Origin of the sequence: Maridesulfovibrio bastinii DSM 16055, from assembly GCF_000429985.1 — a bacterium.
GTDB classification, from domain to species: domain Bacteria; phylum Desulfobacterota; class Desulfovibrionia; order Desulfovibrionales; family Desulfovibrionaceae; genus Maridesulfovibrio; species Maridesulfovibrio bastinii.
In genome coordinates, this window is sequence record NZ_AUCX01000008.1 from 1 (window position 1) to 18,254 (window position 18,254).

17 protein-coding genes are annotated in these 18,254 nt (G+C 41.2%); 8 read left to right on the forward strand and 9 right to left on the reverse strand.

Annotation, left to right across the window (positions count from 1 at the left end):
- From G496_RS18705 to G496_RS0103240, 3 genes are all read right to left on the reverse strand, one after another.
- Nucleotides 1-268: transposase (locus G496_RS18705; protein ID WP_169725733.1), on the reverse strand; the 268-nt coding region annotated here is incomplete at its 3' end.
- Between the two features lie 91 nt (nucleotides 269-359).
- Nucleotides 360-560, reverse strand: a complete 201-nt coding sequence (locus G496_RS0103235) for a hypothetical protein (RefSeq protein WP_027178007.1) — start codon at nucleotides 558-560, stop codon at nucleotides 360-362.
- Between the two features lie 10 nt (nucleotides 561-570).
- Nucleotides 571-1,245: a hypothetical protein gene (locus G496_RS0103240; RefSeq protein ID WP_027178008.1), complete on the reverse strand. Its 675-nt coding sequence runs from the start codon at nucleotides 1,243-1,245 to the stop codon at nucleotides 571-573.
- Between the two features lie 208 nt (nucleotides 1,246-1,453).
- Here G496_RS0103240 and G496_RS0103245 point away from each other — a divergent pair, with 208 nt between their 5' ends.
- The 3 genes from G496_RS0103245 (at nucleotide 1,454) to G496_RS18710 (ending at nucleotide 4,138) form a co-directional block, all read left to right on the forward strand.
- Nucleotides 1,454-2,593: a histidine kinase dimerization/phosphoacceptor domain -containing protein gene (locus G496_RS0103245; protein WP_027178009.1), complete on the forward strand. Its 1,140-nt coding sequence runs from the start codon at nucleotides 1,454-1,456 to the stop codon at nucleotides 2,591-2,593.
- A gap of 87 nt (nucleotides 2,594-2,680) precedes the next feature.
- Nucleotides 2,681-3,025, forward strand: a complete 345-nt coding sequence (locus G496_RS0103250; protein ID WP_027178010.1) for an STAS domain-containing protein — start codon at nucleotides 2,681-2,683, stop codon at nucleotides 3,023-3,025.
- Between the two features lie 105 nt (nucleotides 3,026-3,130).
- Nucleotides 3,131-4,138, forward strand: a complete 1,008-nt coding sequence (locus tag G496_RS18710; protein WP_051294805.1) for a hypothetical protein — start codon at nucleotides 3,131-3,133, stop codon at nucleotides 4,136-4,138.
- Nucleotides 4,139-4,379: 241 nt separating this feature from the next.
- Here G496_RS18710 and G496_RS0103260 read toward each other — a convergent pair whose 3' ends face one another.
- The 3 genes from G496_RS0103260 to G496_RS0103270 are packed head-to-tail and all read right to left on the reverse strand — an operon-like array spanning nucleotide 4,380 to nucleotide 8,202.
- Entirely contained in the window at nucleotides 4,380-5,945 is a 1,566-nt protein-coding gene (locus tag G496_RS0103260; RefSeq protein ID WP_245577855.1) for a c-type cytochrome, read from the reverse strand.
- Nucleotides 5,942-7,297, reverse strand: coding sequence for a c-type cytochrome (locus G496_RS0103265; protein ID WP_027178012.1), 1,356 nt, complete (start codon nucleotides 7,295-7,297; stop codon nucleotides 5,942-5,944). The genes G496_RS0103260 and G496_RS0103265 overlap by 4 nt, the downstream gene beginning before the upstream one ends.
- On the reverse strand, nucleotides 7,294-8,202 hold the full coding sequence (locus tag G496_RS0103270) for a c-type cytochrome (protein ID WP_034632261.1): 909 nt from the start codon (nucleotides 8,200-8,202) through the stop codon (nucleotides 7,294-7,296). The genes G496_RS0103265 and G496_RS0103270 overlap by 4 nt, the downstream gene beginning before the upstream one ends.
- A 1,126-nt stretch (nucleotides 8,203-9,328) precedes the next feature.
- Here G496_RS0103270 and G496_RS0103275 point away from each other — a divergent pair.
- The 4 genes from G496_RS0103275 to G496_RS0103290 all read left to right on the forward strand — a co-directional run bounded on the left by G496_RS0103275 (nucleotide 9,329) and on the right by G496_RS0103290 (nucleotide 12,827).
- Nucleotides 9,329-9,781, forward strand: a complete 453-nt coding sequence (locus G496_RS0103275) for a tRNA (cytidine(34)-2'-O)-methyltransferase (protein WP_027178014.1) — start codon at nucleotides 9,329-9,331, stop codon at nucleotides 9,779-9,781.
- Nucleotides 9,782-9,950: 169 nt separating this feature from the next.
- Complete coding sequence (rfbB, locus tag G496_RS0103280) at nucleotides 9,951-10,967, forward strand: dTDP-glucose 4,6-dehydratase (protein WP_027178015.1); 1,017 nt, start codon at nucleotides 9,951-9,953, stop codon at nucleotides 10,965-10,967.
- Complete coding sequence (rfbD, locus tag G496_RS0103285; RefSeq protein ID WP_034632264.1) at nucleotides 10,964-11,842, forward strand: dTDP-4-dehydrorhamnose reductase; 879 nt, start codon at nucleotides 10,964-10,966, stop codon at nucleotides 11,840-11,842. Before rfbB ends, rfbD begins: the two co-directional genes overlap by 4 nt.
- A gap of 130 nt (nucleotides 11,843-11,972) precedes the next feature.
- Nucleotides 11,973-12,827 (forward strand): 4Fe-4S binding protein, encoded by an 855-nt coding sequence (locus G496_RS0103290; RefSeq protein WP_245577856.1) that lies wholly within the window; start codon nucleotides 11,973-11,975, stop codon nucleotides 12,825-12,827.
- An 83-nt stretch (nucleotides 12,828-12,910) separates the two neighbouring features.
- On the opposite strand, the gene G496_RS0103295 is transcribed toward G496_RS0103290, so the two are convergent.
- Entirely contained in the window at nucleotides 12,911-14,638 is a 1,728-nt protein-coding gene (locus tag G496_RS0103295; RefSeq protein WP_027178018.1) for an aldehyde ferredoxin oxidoreductase family protein, read from the reverse strand.
- A gap of 182 nt (nucleotides 14,639-14,820) precedes the next feature.
- On the opposite strand from G496_RS0103295, the gene G496_RS20375 reads away from it, so the two are divergent.
- Nucleotides 14,821-15,423, forward strand: a complete 603-nt coding sequence (locus tag G496_RS20375; RefSeq protein ID WP_051294806.1) for a hypothetical protein — start codon at nucleotides 14,821-14,823, stop codon at nucleotides 15,421-15,423.
- Nucleotides 15,424-15,566: 143 nt separating this feature from the next.
- On the opposite strand, the gene secF is transcribed toward G496_RS20375, so the two are convergent.
- Both secF and secD read right to left on the reverse strand, forming a co-directional pair.
- A complete protein-coding gene (gene secF / locus G496_RS0103305; RefSeq protein ID WP_027178019.1) occupies nucleotides 15,567-16,637 on the reverse strand; it encodes a protein translocase subunit SecF in 1,071 nt (356 codons plus the stop codon).
- A 12-nt stretch (nucleotides 16,638-16,649) separates the two neighbouring features.
- A complete protein-coding gene (gene secD / locus G496_RS0103310) occupies nucleotides 16,650-18,254 on the reverse strand; it encodes a protein translocase subunit SecD (protein WP_027178020.1) in 1,605 nt (534 codons plus the stop codon).

An 18,254-nucleotide genomic window follows, 5' to 3' on the forward strand; every position in this document is an offset into this window, starting at 1 on the left:
GATAAGCCATATTGACTTGTATTTCTTTGACAAGACGCCTCTCACTGCGAATTCCAAATATATACCCAATAAATAACATCTTAAAAAGAACAACTGGATCAATTGCTGGACGACCATTGTTCTCACAGTAAAGATGCTTGGTCTTCTCTCGAATAAATGAAAAGTCGATAAACTTATTTATTTTTCGAAGTAAATGGTTTTCAGGAACCAGCTCTTCAATTGTTACTAGCTCAACAGTGACTTGCTTTTGATCAGATTTTTTTAACATGCAAATAATATAAAAAAGTCCCCGCCAAAAGGCGAGGACTTTGTCATCAATCTGAAACCCCGAATTTATTCGGGGTTTTTTGTTTGCATTTTTAATCTTCTTCTTTCTTTTCTCGAACATTTCTCATTGTGACTCCAGCCAGACAACCGACCAGCATCCCAAGCCCGAGGGCACGTTGAAAATCCATAAAAAACCAACCGGCAATAGCTCCAAGCGAGCCTCCTACCAGTATCCCGCGCGCCATACACTCCAAAGTCCCTTCAAATTTTTTATTATCTTTTTTCTCACTCATATAATCCGCCCTAAAACATCATTACAAATTCTTCTGATTGCTTTGAACTCATTTTTAAAAATCTTACCGCAATACCAGGAAACTGATTTTTAACACCCCATGGCACAACTCTCTGAATAATACTTTCTATAGGAGTATGGTCAGATAGTTCTTTAACAATTAACCAGACTTTTTCACCTTCTTCCCATGGAGAGGTTGAATATAAGAATGCACTGTCAGCTGAAAGGTCTGTAGTTATGGATTTCTCACCGGTTCCACGAGGCTGCGACTCGCTTCGTAAAAGAAGTATATTTAATTTTTTAGATATCCGTTTGCTGCCGCGAAGTGAACGTGAAGGAAAGGAATTACATTCTGTATTGATAAATTCTTCAACGGTCATCCCGTCTCCTGAGAATTTACCAAAAGGAAGTCCCTTAATTGAACCTCCTGAAGAATGATAATTAACCCTTAAAACTGGAAACCGTTCTATCAGATGATTGGCTTCAACCTTTTCACGCGACCCGGAACGGACAATTGTAGCCACATCGATCAAAAAGCCATTATACTTAACCTGATTGTAATCCCTTTTAATATGACTGAAATTATCAACAACATCATAATCTACACCGATGTTGTTCAATAACTCGGTGTATGCCTGCCGGGCTTTACCCGGGATGGAGACAAGCATTACCCTTATTTTACTCAACATGCACTCCTCAAACTCCGCCTTATATACTGAGATAAACATTAACAGGAAAAACTAATTAACAACAATATGGTAATAAATTTTTTTATATGCTAATTTTAGGGTTACTGTTAAACAAAACATTATAGCTTGGCAATTGATAACATCACAGCCACTTACCCATTTTTTTACGCGGTGAAGATTCTGACTGAAAGGACAGCTCTGACAAATGCCTGAACAAATTAAAATACTTACAATTGATGATGATGAAAGTGTTCGCATGTCTATAGCACACTTTCTTGAGGATTGCGGTTATCTCACAATACAGGCTGTAAACGGAGAAGAAGGATTGAGTGTTTTTCAAGAAGAAAAACCGGATGTGATTCTTCTAGATTTGAGAATGCCCGAAGTCGACGGCCTGACAGTTTTGAAAAGAATAGCTAAAGAATCCCCACAGACACCGGTTATTGTTGTTTCTGGGACCGGATCTTTTGATGACGTAATTGCAACAATCAGGCTCGGAGCATGGGACTATATTTCAAAGCCGATTTTAGATCTTAAAAATTTAAATGATGCTATCAACAGAGCTTTAAACAGAGTCAGGCTTCTGGTTGAAAATGAAAGTTACAGAAAAGAGCTTGAACTGCGCATCAACAAAAGAACGGAAGAACTAAATCAGCGGACAACACAGCTGCAGCTGATGAATAAAGCTCTTTCTGAAGAAATAAGAGCGAGAAAAGAAACTGAAAAACTGGTCAGAGCTTCCCTCAAAGAAAAGGAAGTTATGTTGCAGGAAATACACCATAGAGTAAAAAACAACCTTCAGGTTATCTCCAGCCTTCTCAACCTCCAAAGTGGTTATGCATCTGACAAGGAGACTCAGAATCTTTTTAGAGAATGCCAAAACAGAGTCAGATCAATGTCACTTCTGCACGAAAGACTGTACAGGTCATCGGACCTTTCTAAAGTCAATATGCATGAATATACGCAATCTCTGGTAAATTTCCTTCTCCATTCATATTCAATCTCAGAAACAATCACGACGAAGCTCAATATCAGTGACATCAGATTGACCATTGATACGGCAGTTCCCTGTGGACTTATAATTAATGAACTGGTTACAAACGCACTGCAACATGCTTTTCCGGAGAAAAGAATCGGGAACATGAGTGTAATCCTCATCAAAGAAGACGATAAAATAGTACTTACCGTTGCAGATGATGGAATCGGGCTTCCAGAAAATTTCAGCCCGGATCAAAGCCAGTCTCTCGGTATTACACTGATTGATACCCTAGTACATCAGCTGAACGGTAAACTGGATATAACTTCCGAGAATGGAACGACTTTTAAAATAAGCTTTCCAGCCTGAGACACTCTTGCAGGAACCACCAATGAAGTGTACTTATTCATACAACCAAGTTCTGCTAAAGCTAACTAAAAGGATCAAGGATACAATATGGAACTCAATTTCAGACAGAAAGATGAAATAACTATAGTCGATATCAATTGTCAGGAACTCAATCACTCAGTCAGCCATGAATTTCAAAGGCTCATTGCTCCAACATTGGAAAATAAAAACTTCATCCTTGCTCTGAATATGAGCAAAGTTGATTTTATGGACAGTATGGGGATTGGAACAATTATTACTTTGCGGAACAGATTAATGAAAGAAAAAGGCAACATAGCCATGTTCAATATCAATGACAGAGTAAAAAAAATTATTGATATTGCCGCATTAAATAAAATTTTTAAATTATATGACACAGAAGAAGATGCAATAGCAGGACTTCGTGAAGATTAATTTAATTCAATTTATGACTTTTTTACAGGGAGCGGACTTTCAGTTCGCTCCCTGCTTTTTATCGTGCAGATTTTATAAAAATTTTAAGTTAATAAAACCTGAAGTATGAAACAAACAGAAAAATTATTTAAAGAAACCGGCAAACTGATCAAAAATGCCGGAACTATATCCTTTGAGCTTTTTAAAATAATGATTCCTGTTGTTATTGCGGTAAAGATACTTCAGGAATTCGGGTTAATAGGTTATATAGCCGCTCCACTTGGTCCGATAATGAAAACTGTCGGGCTCCCCCCTGAAACTGGCTTGATCTGGGCCACAGCCCTTATAAACAATATTTACAGCGGGCTGATAGTTTTTCTATCCTTGTCAAAAGATCTTGCTCTGACCTCTGCTCAGGCAACAATTTTAGGAGCAATGATTCTGGTTGCCCACTCTTTGCCTGTAGAATTAAGAGTTGTGCAAAGCTCCGGACCAAGAATAATTTTTCAAGGATTAGCCAGATTATTCGGAGCGTTTGCACTTGGTTTTATCCTTCATTTTATTTTTTCTGAACTGAATGTGCTTAATAACACCGCAACAGTTCTGCTGACTCCTGATAAAACCAATATTGATGAAACAATTCTGCAATGGGCCATAGGGGAAGCCAGAAATCTAATATCAATTTACTTCGTCATTCTTGGGCTTTTGATCGTAATGAGAATACTTTCAGCACTCAAAATTCTGACTGCCATGGATTTTCTACTTCGCCCCGTGCTGAAACTAATGGGTATTGGACCTAAAGCTTCAGCATTAACCGTCGTGGGCTTGACTATGGGGCTTTCATACGGCGGAGGAATGATAATCCACGAGGTAAAATCTGGCAAAATAAGTCATAAAGATGTTTTCTACTCTCTAACTCTAATGAGCCTTTGTCACAGCCTCATCGAAGATACATTGCTTTTAATGATGATTGGTGGCCATATCTCCGGTCTTTTCTGGGGTCGGCTTGTTTTTTCAATGCTCTTTGTCGCAATTCTAGTGCAACTGACCAAAATATTACCGGAAAAATGGAATGACAAAATTTTCTGGGTTAATACAGGATTAACAAACTATGCAACTAAACAGCTTGATTAAATGTATCCAATACTGTTCAATTAAGCTGAAACAAAAACGTACAAAAATACCACTAATGATTTGCAGCAACTATTGAATATGGAATTAATTTCGTTCCAAGATAGGCAGATATTTGCAGCAACTAATTTTTTAAAACCTATTAAAACAGCCACCTGCTATTCGCGTAACAAAAGTTAAGCCCCCTGACCGAAACTTGGTCAAGGGGCTTTTTATCAGGTTTAAGTATCTGTCTAATTTAACTCTAATTCTGTGCTGACATGTCGCACAGGCTGGCAACTAAATCAACCAATCCTTGCCGCGTAGCAAGAGGTAGCTGGCGATAAGGCTGCATAACCGTACCGGGATAGCCGTTGGTGATTATTTCCATGGAACGCTCCGGGCTGAGAGAGTAATAACGCAAATCCGGTGGAATAGGATGGAGCGTGGAACCAAACTCTGTGACGGCGCCATTTTCACCATGACAGGTGACACATGTATTTGCCCAAATAGATTTAGCCGCAGCTTTATCTCCTTTCGGTCCAGAAGATGCTTTACTAAAGATAGCAAAACGAGATTGCATTTCTGCTAAAAGATCATCAATCTTGTTACCGTCGAACATCCGAAAATATGGCATTCCAGTTCCTTCCACTCCCTCCAGAACGAGTTTGCGTAAATATTTCCGGTTCGCGTGGACCGCGGCAAGAACTTCAGGTTTAATCAGCAGGCGTCGCCCAGAAGGACCATCACCCAGACCAGTTGTGCCGTGGCAAGAGCTACAGCTTCCATCATAAATGGTTGCTCCATTGTCATAAATAGTATTCAGCTTAGACTGATAAATTTTAAGTGCTTGAGACTTAAACTGCGCAAAATCTTTATCCTGCGCCCTTTGCAGAGCTATAACCTGATTATTCTGGACGATCATCGTGGAATCCTGAAGAAACTGCCGTGCTGCCAGCATGGCCACAAAGATTACAGGTAGAATCCAGAGTAGATTGCATGTTGTTCCCAGTTTGCTATCATAGCCGGAGAACATCATCCAAGCGGCGATCATTGCGGCGGCTGTGCCGACGGTAACAGCTGTGAGCACCTGCCAATTAAAAATACTTGATACTGAAATCAGCAATGGGACTCCCACGACAACTTGAAACAGTATACCACCCAATATCCAGCAGCGCATCCGGACTTTTTTATCCTGATCACCTTTTGCGGTGACAAAAAGATGGAAGGCTGCCCCGAAAACTATTGCCGCACCTAAGACGTGCAGATAACGGAACAACCAATGTGGTATATATAATTCACTCAGGCCCATTTTATGTGCTCCGAATACGGCCCAGTCTCCCGGACGTTCCATCAGAGACATAACTCCGGTAAAGATAGCAGGGACCGTAAGCAAGGCTCCAAGTCCAAGAACTCCAGCCGTCAGAGGCAGAAGTGTTCCTGTGGTCATGCGGTGTTCAAATAGCTCAATCAACAGAAACGCCACGATGAGTAGAGGAATTATGGCGAGCCACGAGTATGAATAAAGTCCTGTAGTTGTATAGAACCCGTAGGAATATATGATCTGCATTACCAGCAGTGGTCCTACTCCAAGTACTACGGCTATACTTTTAAGCCCAAGATGGGGCTTAATGAAACTCCGGTTCCAAGACAGGCCTACGCCATCCGATGACAGCTTATTTTGCAGATAGAAAATAAGGCTCATCATCGCGGTGCCAAGCATTAACAACACGAACAGCAAATGTAGGCCGAAAAGAACGAACAGTATAAAATGCAGCCAGCCATCCGGCATAGGCATACTTAAGAAGAGATCAGTAGTCTGGCCCATCATTTGCCCTCCTTCATAAGTCTCGGACGCAATACCACATCCTTATTTGCATAGTAATAGAGATAGGTTGACATGCTCAGTCGTTCCTGATCTGTGCCTGTAAACGGCGGCATAAACGGAGCCAGTTGCTGAGTAATTGCTGTAATTGCATTGACTCCTTCCAGCGTTCTACCACGAAGCCGCTGACTGATACTGTTCAGCCCGTCCAAAGTGTGACAGGCTCCGCAGTTTGCATCAAAAAGAGCTTTGCCCGCAACAGCTGCCGGGGCTTGCACATCATTTGCTGCAATCCACTTCATGGATTTCAACATGCTTCGGCCTTCTTTTCGTGCAGCGACCCATTGTTCCAACTTAATCTGATTGGCAAACATGTAACCGGGCAGTAAATATGGTCCGCGCACAAATTCACGTACGCGCTCGAATTCTGTGACCATACCAAGACAGAGTATAATAGTCGGTATAAATAAAAACATGCTTGTTCTACGCAGTCGCAGCATTGCGGTCACAGCTGTGAGCACAATAAACAGTACCGCCACGGCGTTGACCAGTGGCAACAGCCAAGTGAACTGTGCCAGCTTTGAGGTTGCGACAGCATAACGCCAATGGGTCAAAAAGGTTTCCGGCACACGGCTAAAATAGATTACTGCACTTGCTCCAGTAACTATACCTGCTATCAGCAGTACCAATCCGCACAAGCGTAAGGCTTGACCACGATTTTTATCAGCCCCGTGATAACGCCATCCGAGCCAGCCTATAGCAAACATTGCTCCCAGAGCTATACCTGCCGCGATGCGTAAAATACATTGGGGTAGGAATGTAGGATTAAAATACGCCTGAACAAAAGTTCCGTTCCAAGGCCAGCCGTCCGGGGTGAGCATAAAGCCGAGAATTCCTGAAATTAGTACGGCTGATATCAGAGCGGCAACCACATATCCCCAGCCTAAAAGCATCAGCGTATATGGTTTGGACTCGGCTAAACGATCCCAGTTATAATAGTATATTAACAAAATGATTACTTCGGTGGTGAAGGCAAGCCATTCAATAAACCACGGCCAGAAGAACAAATGAATGAGGGAACCGATGCCCCCCGGAGCAAGAGCTCCGGTAATGAACCAGATACCTACACCGGTTACCGCACCAACAGAAGTTGTAATAATGACTATCGGCAGGAGCAAGGAATGGGCAATATCGCCCCAGAAACGTCCTTTTCCTGTTGCATGGAGAGTTTGAAACAGTGCGACCATAATGGTCAGACCGATAGCAACTCCATGGCTGATGACCACATGCAATACAGCGTCAAGAGCGATGGTCATACCATCGCCTAACCAAGGAATGTGCAGCAGAGGAAAGTTCATCGTACACCCTCCTCCTCTAACGGTATAATCCTTTTGATCTTATTGGGATGTGTAGCTACAAAATGTGGCCGGGGCTGCGCATGAACATATCCGGCTACGTCCAGAGCCTGATCTTTGCTGAGGCCCGGGCTTGATTTAGGCATAAAGCGCCAGGTGAAAACGGAGAAAGTCCGCACCCGGTTCATGCCGGCTCCATCGTTGAAAGAATGCTCGCCCCACAAAGGTGGTGCTATTTCGGTTCCGTGGCCGTTATTACCATGGCAACGCGCACAAACGTCTTGAAATACTTTCTTACCTGCAATTACGTCCGGCTTCCTTTTAAGTTTCAGATCATGATCTATACCCAACCAAGGTACATTCTCATATATGGGAATACCTTTAGAAATCCAGTGGTAGTAAACCATAAGAGACTGGATTATCTGACTGTCCAGAGCAGGAGCTTTACCGTTCATACTGCGTTCAAAGCAGCCTTGTGTTCGCAGTCCCAGATCAGCAGTGTAAGCCCTGCGGCCCCGATATGCGGGATACTTGGCGGCAACTCCTACCAGCGATAAAGTTTCGCGTGCCCGGCCTCCATCAAAATGACAGTTAGTGCATGAGAGATTATCTCCGACATATTCCCCAGCATATTTTTTAGTTTCAGTCATGATCTTGTAGCCGAGCATGACTTCCTCACGAATTTTGGCCGGGGCATCCTCAGGGGCTGGCGGGTTGAAAACCACGCTTAAGGGTCGACCCTGATCACTTTGTATGCTTCCAGTCGCATTATTGACGGTTTCCGAGGACGCAGTTGTATTTATTGAGTTTTGGATCGTAGGAGAAGTCCATTGAAAAAAAGATACCAGCCAAGCTCCAAAAAGCAGCAGTAGCACAACCAACGAGAGTGAAAAATAAAGCTTTTTCATTGTTATCTCCATTCCATATTGCAAAGATTTTTTACAGCGCATAAGGACTCGCGCCATATGGACCAAGAAATGGTCGAAAAGAACAAAACTGAAGAAGGAAAAAGCCTATGTCAGCATTTAACCGGAGACAACGTAACCTAACCATTTTACTCCAGCTGTAGTAGCCTAATTTCTTCATTTTAATTTAGTGAGAGCATGATATCAAGTACAGACTGCTTATTGTGAGCTCAGACGTGTTCCATTTCTTATTAAGACGCATATATCTACAATAAATATAACTTATTGAAGAATATTTTAAAAAATCCGAGGAGGCATTGACTTTTACATCTGAAAGATCTCGCCAAGATCGTCTGAGTGTGCAGTGAATGATCCTGCTTGTTCAGCTAAATGTTTTCAGACGTTTCCGATAATAAAAATTGTCCGATCCACGAATAATTCAGGTTAAACGTTATCGGAGATAGCGTGTTAAGCAGACAGCATTCAAATGTACATTATTGAATGACACAATATTGACGTCTTAAACTAAAAATTTTCATTCAAAAGCAAAGATTCTTGCATGGCGCAGTCTCAACATTTTTTTTCGTGTATTAAATATGTATAAATTAAACTGGTTATAATCTTTTAAGCTCACTTTGACATCTTTATTAAAAAATAAACATCTTTTGGCACATTAGATGCAATATAACAAATTAGGAATTCAGATTTAAAATGAGAAACCAACACCATTATAATTAAAAGGCAAATGCCATTAAAACAGAGGGTTTCCCTATGAAAATCTGTTCCGACTCAGGAAATCCACTGAGCTGCCCGTGAAGAAATGGTTAGACCGAAACGACACTAAAAGAATAATTTTACAGACAGCGTTATCGGCAGCCTCCACGACAGTTCGGTGATTTCCTTTTTATGAACAACCAAAAACAGCCTTCTACTGCTCTATAAAATTATGATCAGAACAACCAGCTAAAATAATTACTACATTTAAAGAAATTTAAGCTGCATCTCTTTAAAGCAAAAATTTAAATTTTCATTTCCATCCTTTCAATTAAGAAATAGTACCGGATTTTTATGATTGCCCTGCCGGAAAAGTACTGATATCAATCTGCTTTTTATAAATGAGTAGAAGGATATGAATAAATTCAGCATTGTACTTTTCGAACCGGAAATACCCCCTAATACTGGTAACATAGCCCGCCTTTGTGCCGGTACAGATACACCGCTCCATTTGATTGAACCACTTGGATTTTCTCTATCTGACAAATATTTGAAAAGAGCGGGATTAGATTACTGGCCAAACGTAAACCTTACCGTATGGAAAAACTGGGAACAATTCAGACAGAACGGTCCTGAAGGACGATTGGTCTTCACCAGTGCAAAAAGAGGAACAAATATCTTCAAATTTAAATTTGAAGCAGGAGACTTAATAGTTTTTGGTCCTGAAACCCGCGGACTTCCAATAGAATTTTTCACCGATGATTCCTCTTCAATAAATATTCCTATCAATAAAAAAATAAGAAGTCTCAACCTGTCAACATCTGCAGGCATTGCACTGTATCAGGCTATGAGTCAGCTTTTCAGTTGAAATATATCTTTTTTATCAAATGTTACAGTCTAAAATCTGTTAATATTGTCATCCAGCATTAGTAATGCTGTTTGTTACAGACATTAATAAGCATTAAAGTTGCATAACAGACCTGTTGCGGCTATGTTGTCCGCTGCTGTTGCAGCCAGAATTACAGAATGGAGAATTTATGAATATATTAGTTACCGGAGGTTGTGGATTCATCGGGACAAATTTTATTTTCCTTATGAAAAAGCGCCATCCAGACTGGACAATAATCAATCTCGATAAACTTACCTACGCAGGCAACAGGTTAAACCTGATAGATCTCGAAAAAGATCCCGGATATCATTTTGTTCATGGTGATATCTGTGATCAGGAAACAGTCCTTTCAACACTGGAAGAATTCAAAATTGAAGCTGTTGTCAATTTTGCGGCAGAATCACATGTTGACCGGTCCATAAATGATCCATCACCTTTTATTTCAACAAATATCAGGGGTGCCCAAAATATGATGGAATGTGCTCGAAGGGCTGGAATAACCAGATTTGTCCATGTTTCAACTGATGAAGTTTATGGTACACTTTCAATGGATGAACCTGCTTTTACAGAAAAGACTCCACTAGCCCCCAACAGTCCATATTCAGCGTCTAAAGCCAGCGCTGATTTTTTTGCAAGAGCCTATTTTGAAACATATAATTTCCCCATCTGCATAACCAGATGCTCCAACAACTACGGACCATATCAATTCCCTGAAAAACTAATTCCTCTTATGTTCACCAAAGCAACCTCAAACGAAAAGCTCCCTGTATACGGTGACGGACTGAATGTTCGAGACTGGATTTATGTTGATGACCACTGCACAGGTGTTGAACTCACTTTGTTGAATGGAACTCCGGGCAATGCTTACAATTTTGGTGGAGCCAGCGAAGTTTCAAACATTGACCTCGTCCGCAGACTCTTGAAAATCCTCGGCAGAGATGAATCATTGATAACTTTTGTTAAAGACCGTCCCGGTCATGACCGCAGATATGCCATGAATTTTGATTTTGCTGCAAAAGAACTTGGATTTAAACCTGAATACAGTTTTGAAGAGGGCTTATCCAAAACAATCGAATGGTATCAAACCAACGATGATTGGCTGGAAAAAGTTCGCAGTGGAACCTATCTGGATTTCATGGATAAATGGTATGGAGAGCGAAAATGATTAACCTTGAAGGTAAAAAAGCTGTAATTTTCGGTGGTAAAAATGGTTTGCTGGGGCAATCTGTTACTACGGCTTTAAATAAAGCAGGAGTTTCAACCATTGCACTTTCACGCTCCGATTTTGATCCATTGGATGACACATCACTGAACTCATTTTTAGACAGAGAATCTCCAGACTATATCATAAACACAATCGCATACACAAAAGTGGATCAGGCTGAAGAAGAAACTTCTCAGGCACATCTATTAAACACAACTCTGCCGGTAATGCTTGCCAGAGCAGCAAAAACTCACAATGCAGCCTTTGTTCACTACTCAACAGACTTCGTTTTTGACGGAACTAAAGACCATCCGTATACAGAAAATGATACTACAAATCCTGTATCAGTTTATGGGCAGACCAAACTTGCAGGAGAAACAGAAATCTTCAAACTTGGTTATGAAAAAGTATTCATAATCAGGACAGCATGGCTGTTCGGCCCGCATAAAACAAATTTTGTCCACAAGATACTTAATTTGGCCAAAGACCGTGACAACTTAACCGTTGTGCATGATCAAAACGGCTCTCCGACCTATACTCCGGACCTTGCTTTGCACACTGTGCAATTACTTGAAAGCGATTGCCACGGGCTGTATCACATCGTGAACTCCGGTAAATCAAGCTGGTGCGAACTTGCTGATGAGGCCATTAACTGCGCGGGAATTGATTGCAGAGTAGAACCTGTGCCCAGCAGTGCTTATCCCACAATAGCCACAAGACCACCATACTCCGTCTTGGACACACAAAAATTCACCGAAGTTACAGGCATTACACCACGCCCGTGGGTTCAGGCTTTGAGGGATTACGTTTATAACGATTTCAAGGAACTCGACTAAAAAATCAATGATGAAAATAAGTCCTCGCTTATTAAGAACCGCTCTTCAAGGCGGTATGACTTTGTTTTGCCTTTTTATAGGTTATCGTTTCTATCAATTTTACTTATGGGCTACAGGGGCAACTGATGTTTTGGTAAAAAAACCGGGAGCAGTAGAAGGTTTTCTACCAATAAGTGCTCTTATGGGTTTCAAACGACTGTTCACTGACAGAGTTTATGATGAAGTCCATCCAGCAGGATTGACTATTTTCATAGCCATACTTGTTATGTCCCTTATTTTTCGTAAAGGTTTTTGCGGACACCTCTGCCCGGTGGGCTTTATCCACAACATAACCAATAGAATTGGAAAGAAACTCAAGCTGACACGCCAGATAAAAGGCAAAAAGGAAATTTTCTTTTTAATTCCTAAATATGTCTTAATGACCTTCTTTCTATTTGGAGTCATTATTAAAATGAATTCCAATGAAATTAATGGGTTTATAAGATCATCATTCAACATTACTTCAGATGCACGAATGCTTCAATTTTTCATGCATCCCGGCTTACTGGCAGGCCTTGTGATTGTTGCGATTGTATTAATCGGGATTATCATTCCATATTTCTGGTGCAGATTTTTATGTCCGTATGGAGCCCTGCTAGGACTTATAGCAAAGCTTTCTCCGGTCGCAGTAAAGAGAGATGAAGACACGTGCATTCATTGTGGCAAATGCACTAAAAATTGTCCTGCTGGAATTGAAGTTGATAAAAAAATAATAGTTAATTCCCCAGAATGCATAGGCTGTACTGAATGTGTAGCAACCTGTCCGGTTAACAACTGTATGAATGTTGTGGATAGAATAAGCAAAAAACCACTTCCCTATGCAACTATAGGAATAGGATGCCTGTGCATTCTGCTTTTATACTACACAGTTGCCAGATTTACGGGACACTGGGACTCAACCATACCTTCTGATATGATCAGAAGATATTACATGATGTTGGGTTGAACCTGATATTAATATATTGATTTAACAAAAAAACGGGCTGAAGATTTCAGCCCGTTTTTTATTTTAGCTATAAGTAAGAATTACTAAACCTTGGCAGCCTGCAATTCTTCGACTGTGTAATCCCAAACGGAGTTATGAGGTTCCAGCTTCTCTTTACTAAAGAATCTTGGAAGCTGATCGTCCTTTTTGGTAAATCCAGCCTTAACATTAAATTCAAGCTCGTTTTTCAATGTATCAACACCAAGAGCAATAAAGTCATTGGCTGTAAACTCAATTCCATGATTGGCTGAAACCATATCACAAATACACTGTACGGCATCCTCTGTATCCAGAACAGCAAAAGCAACGAAAAGACAAAGTCCTAAAGAATCAATCGCTGCAGTGGCAATCTGTAAGTTCTTGGACAATTCAATCTGCCCTTCTCTGCTTAGTGGATCGACATCACCACCAACTTTCAGAATATTTGTTGCAACGGCATATCCAGCGGTATGGTCTCCTCCCATAGGAGTTGTAGCATAAGTTACACCAACACCCTTAACGGAGCGCGGATCGTATGCAGGCAGACTTTGCCCCTTCACTGTAGGCAGCCTGTCCACACCAAAAGCCTGACCGGCAAAATCGGTACCGTTACCAATTATGCGTCCCATAGGATCATCTGAACCTATTTTTTTGAGCAACTCAATAGCGCCTTTGCTGTCACCCCATGGAAGTATGCCGCCATCCATAGCCACACCTATTGTGCAGCCCATTTCAATGGTGTCTACGCCCTTTTCATCACAAATACGATCCATCAGCGCAATATCATCAATATCGCTTACCAGACAATTTGCTCCGAAGCCCCAGACGGTTTCATATTCAAAACCGGAAGTAACATAGTTACCGTCTTTATCGTTATAACGCTGCGAACATTGAATTACACATCCGGTATGACATCCCTCTTTAGTCTTACCGTTGCGTGATTCAATAACTTCAGCAATCTTTTCACCTGAAATGTCAGCCACTTTGTCAAAACGGCCATATCTGAAATTCTTAGTTGGTAATGCTCCGGCTTCATTGATTATGTTAACCAGAATTGAAGTACCGTAAGCAGGAAGCCCTTCACTGGTCACGGGATGACCAGTCAAAATTTCTGTCCAGCGTTTACGCGCTGCTTTAAATTTTTCAGGATCAGCAGGATTGCCACGACCCTTGGCAGCAGGATCGAGTATAACTGCTTTAATCTTCTTTGATCCCATAACAGCTCCCAAACCGCCACGACCGGCAGAACGGGCTGGATTTTTATGGGGATCAGAAAATTGAATAGTTGATGCAGTCAGACACTTCTCTCCGGCAGGACCGGCCAGTGCGGTAACAGCTTTATCGCCGTAAATTTTTTTTAAATCCTCATGAGCAGCATAGTTGTCTTTACCCACAATATCAGCTGCATCCTTGAAAATTACTTTGTCACTGTAAATTTCAACAAGAGAAAATTCAGAACCATTCTCCGGTTTATCTTCAAAAACAATTGCAAGAAGATCAAGCCTAGGCATTACCTGAGCAAACTGTCCTCCTGAATTACTTTCCTTGATACCCTTTGTCAGTGGAGATTTGGCTCCGCATGAAAGACGACCTGAGTTTGCAGCTCCTGAATTAGCCAGCAAACCAGTAGCCCAAACCAGTTTATTGTCAGCCGAAAGAGGATGACAATCACCAGGAACTTCGTTGTTGACAAGGCGGGAAGTTAAAGCCCGACCGCCAAGACCGGAATAAATACCCGGCTCTTCAAAACGAAATTCTTTGGTTCTGGTGTTGATTCTTAGGATTCTTGACATTCAATCCCCCGTTCAGTTTAAAAGTTAACTTCAAACGCGGATAAATTCTATAATTGAAGTTTTAAATTTACACTTAGAGAAATTATACGTACTAAAAGTAAGTTGTCAAAATAATTAAATTATATCTTTTTTGACATATATAATTTTAGCAATACAATCTTATAGGTGCTGGAGGTTTAGTAATGGAAGAAAAAAATACTATTACATTATTTGTAAACAAAAAATTCAGTAAAATAATGGCTTCTACTTTCACAAAAGGCGTCACTATCCCATTATACACAGGAAAAAGCATCGAAGATATTTTAAAAAATCAAATTGGGATTCCTGAAAGCGACGTTAATAACCGCATAAAGACTGTCTTTATTGATGGTCATCCAGTAGATGATATCTCCAATATTATTGTCAGCCCGTTTTCAACACTGTCCCTTGCTGCCGCCATGCCCGGAATTGCCGGAATCTGTATGGGAAGAAACAGCCCTGTTGCGGCTTTCAGGTCTGATATTTCAGCCGCGACTGATAATAACAACCATAAAGCAGAATATTCTAACATTACACTGAAACTGTTTAATACAACTATTGATATTGCAGGAGAATATGTACTCAAACATGGCTTGATATTTAGTCCATCAGAATTAAAAAATCTGCTTGAAGAGAAAATGAAACTCTATTTAAATGAAGAAATTAAAGTAGAATTTCAAGGTCAGGCGATAAGCATTGAAGCTCTTCTTTCAATTTTAAATGAGCTTGATGAAGATGTTTTGTTCAAAAAATTCGATTTAAACTGATTTTTAATTAAGAAGCTTCATTTTTAGCCATAAATATTACAGAGTATATTTAGAATTTAAAAAAATATTTTCAGTACAAATACAAAAAAGCGTGCCCCATTATGAGGCACGCTTTTAATTTTAAATCAATTTTATATTTCAGCCTAAGCTGATTCTACCGGTATTTCAGCATCGCTTGATCCCGGTCCAAATCCTATAAGGACTGGACTTGCAACAAAGATGGAAGAATAAGTACCAACACCGATACCTATAAGCAGTGCAAGAGCAAAATCATGAATAACTCCACCACCAAGAACAAACAGGGCTATAACAACCAGGAGTGTTGTACCTGATGTCAGCAGTGTTCTGCTGAGAGTCTGGTTGATACTGATGTTGATGGAATCAGCAAAATTGTCACCTGTCTTACTGCGAATATTTTCACGGATACGGTCAAAAACAATAATTGTATCGTTAAGAGAGTAACCAATAATAGTCAGCAATGCGGCAATAATTGTCAGATCAAACTCCTTATCCAGCATGGAGAATATGCCCACGGTTATGAGTACGTCATGTATTAACGCAACAATTGCCCCTAGTGCATAATTCAATTTTAGATACCAGCAACAACCAAGAGTTATTACCAGTGCTGCAAAAATCAGATAAGTAGTCGGAACACCAAACAATTGAAGGACAAAAATTCCACCGGCAAGGACCGCAGCCATAATTGCTGCAGCAAACCAGCGTTGCTCGAATCGTCCAGATATATAAATCGCGATCAGCAAAACAGCATAATAAAGAGCTTCAATAGCCTTAGTACGCAAATCGGCACCAACTTTAGGACCGACCATTTCCAGTCGCTGTATATCGAAACCGGTATTTTTAAGATTAGTTTTCAGTGCGGAATTAAGCCTTTCTCTTAAAACACTGGAACTGATTCCGGATTCAGAAGTACGAATTAAAACTTCATTATCATCAGCCTGTCCGAAACTCTGAACAACCAGTCCCGGAAGATCAACACCCTGCAAAGCCGCTTTAAGTGTCTTTACAGTAACCTGCTGATCAAATTTAACCTGCACCACCATACCGCCGGCAAAGTCAATACCATACTTTGGTCCGCCCTTGATCATCAGAGAACCGATTCCAAGCAGTATAAGCACGGCAGATAATATAAATGCCTTACCTTTTGAACCAATAAAATCAATTCTGGTATCAGGTTTGATTATATGCAATCCCATGATTCAGTCTCCTTAAATGCTCAAGGGTGCATCAGCTGCACGCTTGGAGTTGTACAGATCAAACAGGATACGGGAGACAAAAATCGCTGTGAACATCGAAGAAACAATACCGAGAGTAAGTGTCACAGCAAAACCTCGTACAGGACCTGTTCCGAACTGATACAAAATAACAGCGGCGATAACCGTTGTCAGGTTGGCATCGAGAATTGTCAAAGTAGCTCTGGAATATCCTTCCCCGACAGCGGCTCTGGCTGTCAGTCCACGTCTGATTTCTTCTCGTATCCTTTCAAAAATAATAACGTTTGCATCAACAGCCATACCGATCGTCAAAATAATACCTGCAAGTCCCGGGAGGGTCAGTGTAGCCCCGAAGGCAGCCAGCCCGGCAAGGATTAACAGGACGTTTATAACCAGAACGATATCGGCAACAAGGCCGGCAAAACCGTAGTATACAAGCATAAAGATCAGAACCAGAGCACTACCTACAACCGCAGCTGTCACACCTTTACTGATGGACTCCTGTCCGAGAGAAGGTCCAACTGTTCTCTGCTCAAGGATTTTAACAGGAGCCGGAAGTGAACCTGCTCTAAGAACAATTGCAAGGTCATGGGCCTCATCTGTTGAGAAACTACCTGTAATGCTTGCTTTTCCTCCACTGATTCTATCCTGAATAACAGGAGCGGAGTAAACTTTACCATCCAGAACGATGGCCATACGCTTTTTAACATTTTCCCCGGTAATGCGTTCAAATATTTTACCACCGCGCCCATTGAAACTCATGGAAACATACGGCTGGTTGAACTGGTCAAAACGGGTTTGCGCATCAGTAATATAATCACCGGTTAAAACGGCTTCGGATCTAACAACGATAGGCTTTTCAGAATAAGAGCCGTCAGCAAGTCTGTGACGGATAACAGTCAGCTCACGTCCCGGAGGAATGAGCCCTTTTTCAGCTTTTGCCATATCAACACTGTCATCGACCATTTTAAATTCGAGATGAGCTGTTTTACCGATAATTTTGATTGCCCGCTCCGGATCGTTAAGGCCTGGCAGCTGCACAAGAATACGATTGCTGCTCTGCTGTTTACGGATGTCAGGTTCTGAAACACCGAACTCATCAATACGGTTACGAATGGTCTTTACAGCCTGATCAAGAGTCTGCTTGGCAAAAAATTTCTTATATTCCGGTGAGGGAGTGAAAACATATTTAATTTTACCGCCCTGGGCATCCACCTTGCTTTCAACATTCAAATAATTGAACTGTTTTTCAAGGATTTCTTCCAAAGCCTGCTGCTGCTCTTTCTTGAGAAGAATAGCTTCGAGCTTATCACCACCAAGGACTTTCGGTTTTAAAACCATAACGCCTTCATCACGTGCCACGGCTCTCAAATCATCACCGACACGAACAAGCGTATTATCGAGGGCTTTCTTGACGTCAACACCCAAAGTCAGATGAATTCCGCCTTTGAGGTCAAGACCAAGACTTATTTTGTCTTCAGGCAGAAAACGGCTTAATGCTGTTTTCTGAACAGAAGGCAATGACGGCAAAACGTAAGCCGCTCCAAGCAACAGGACAACCAGAGTCAGAATAATTCTCCAACGAAGACTCCCGTTCAT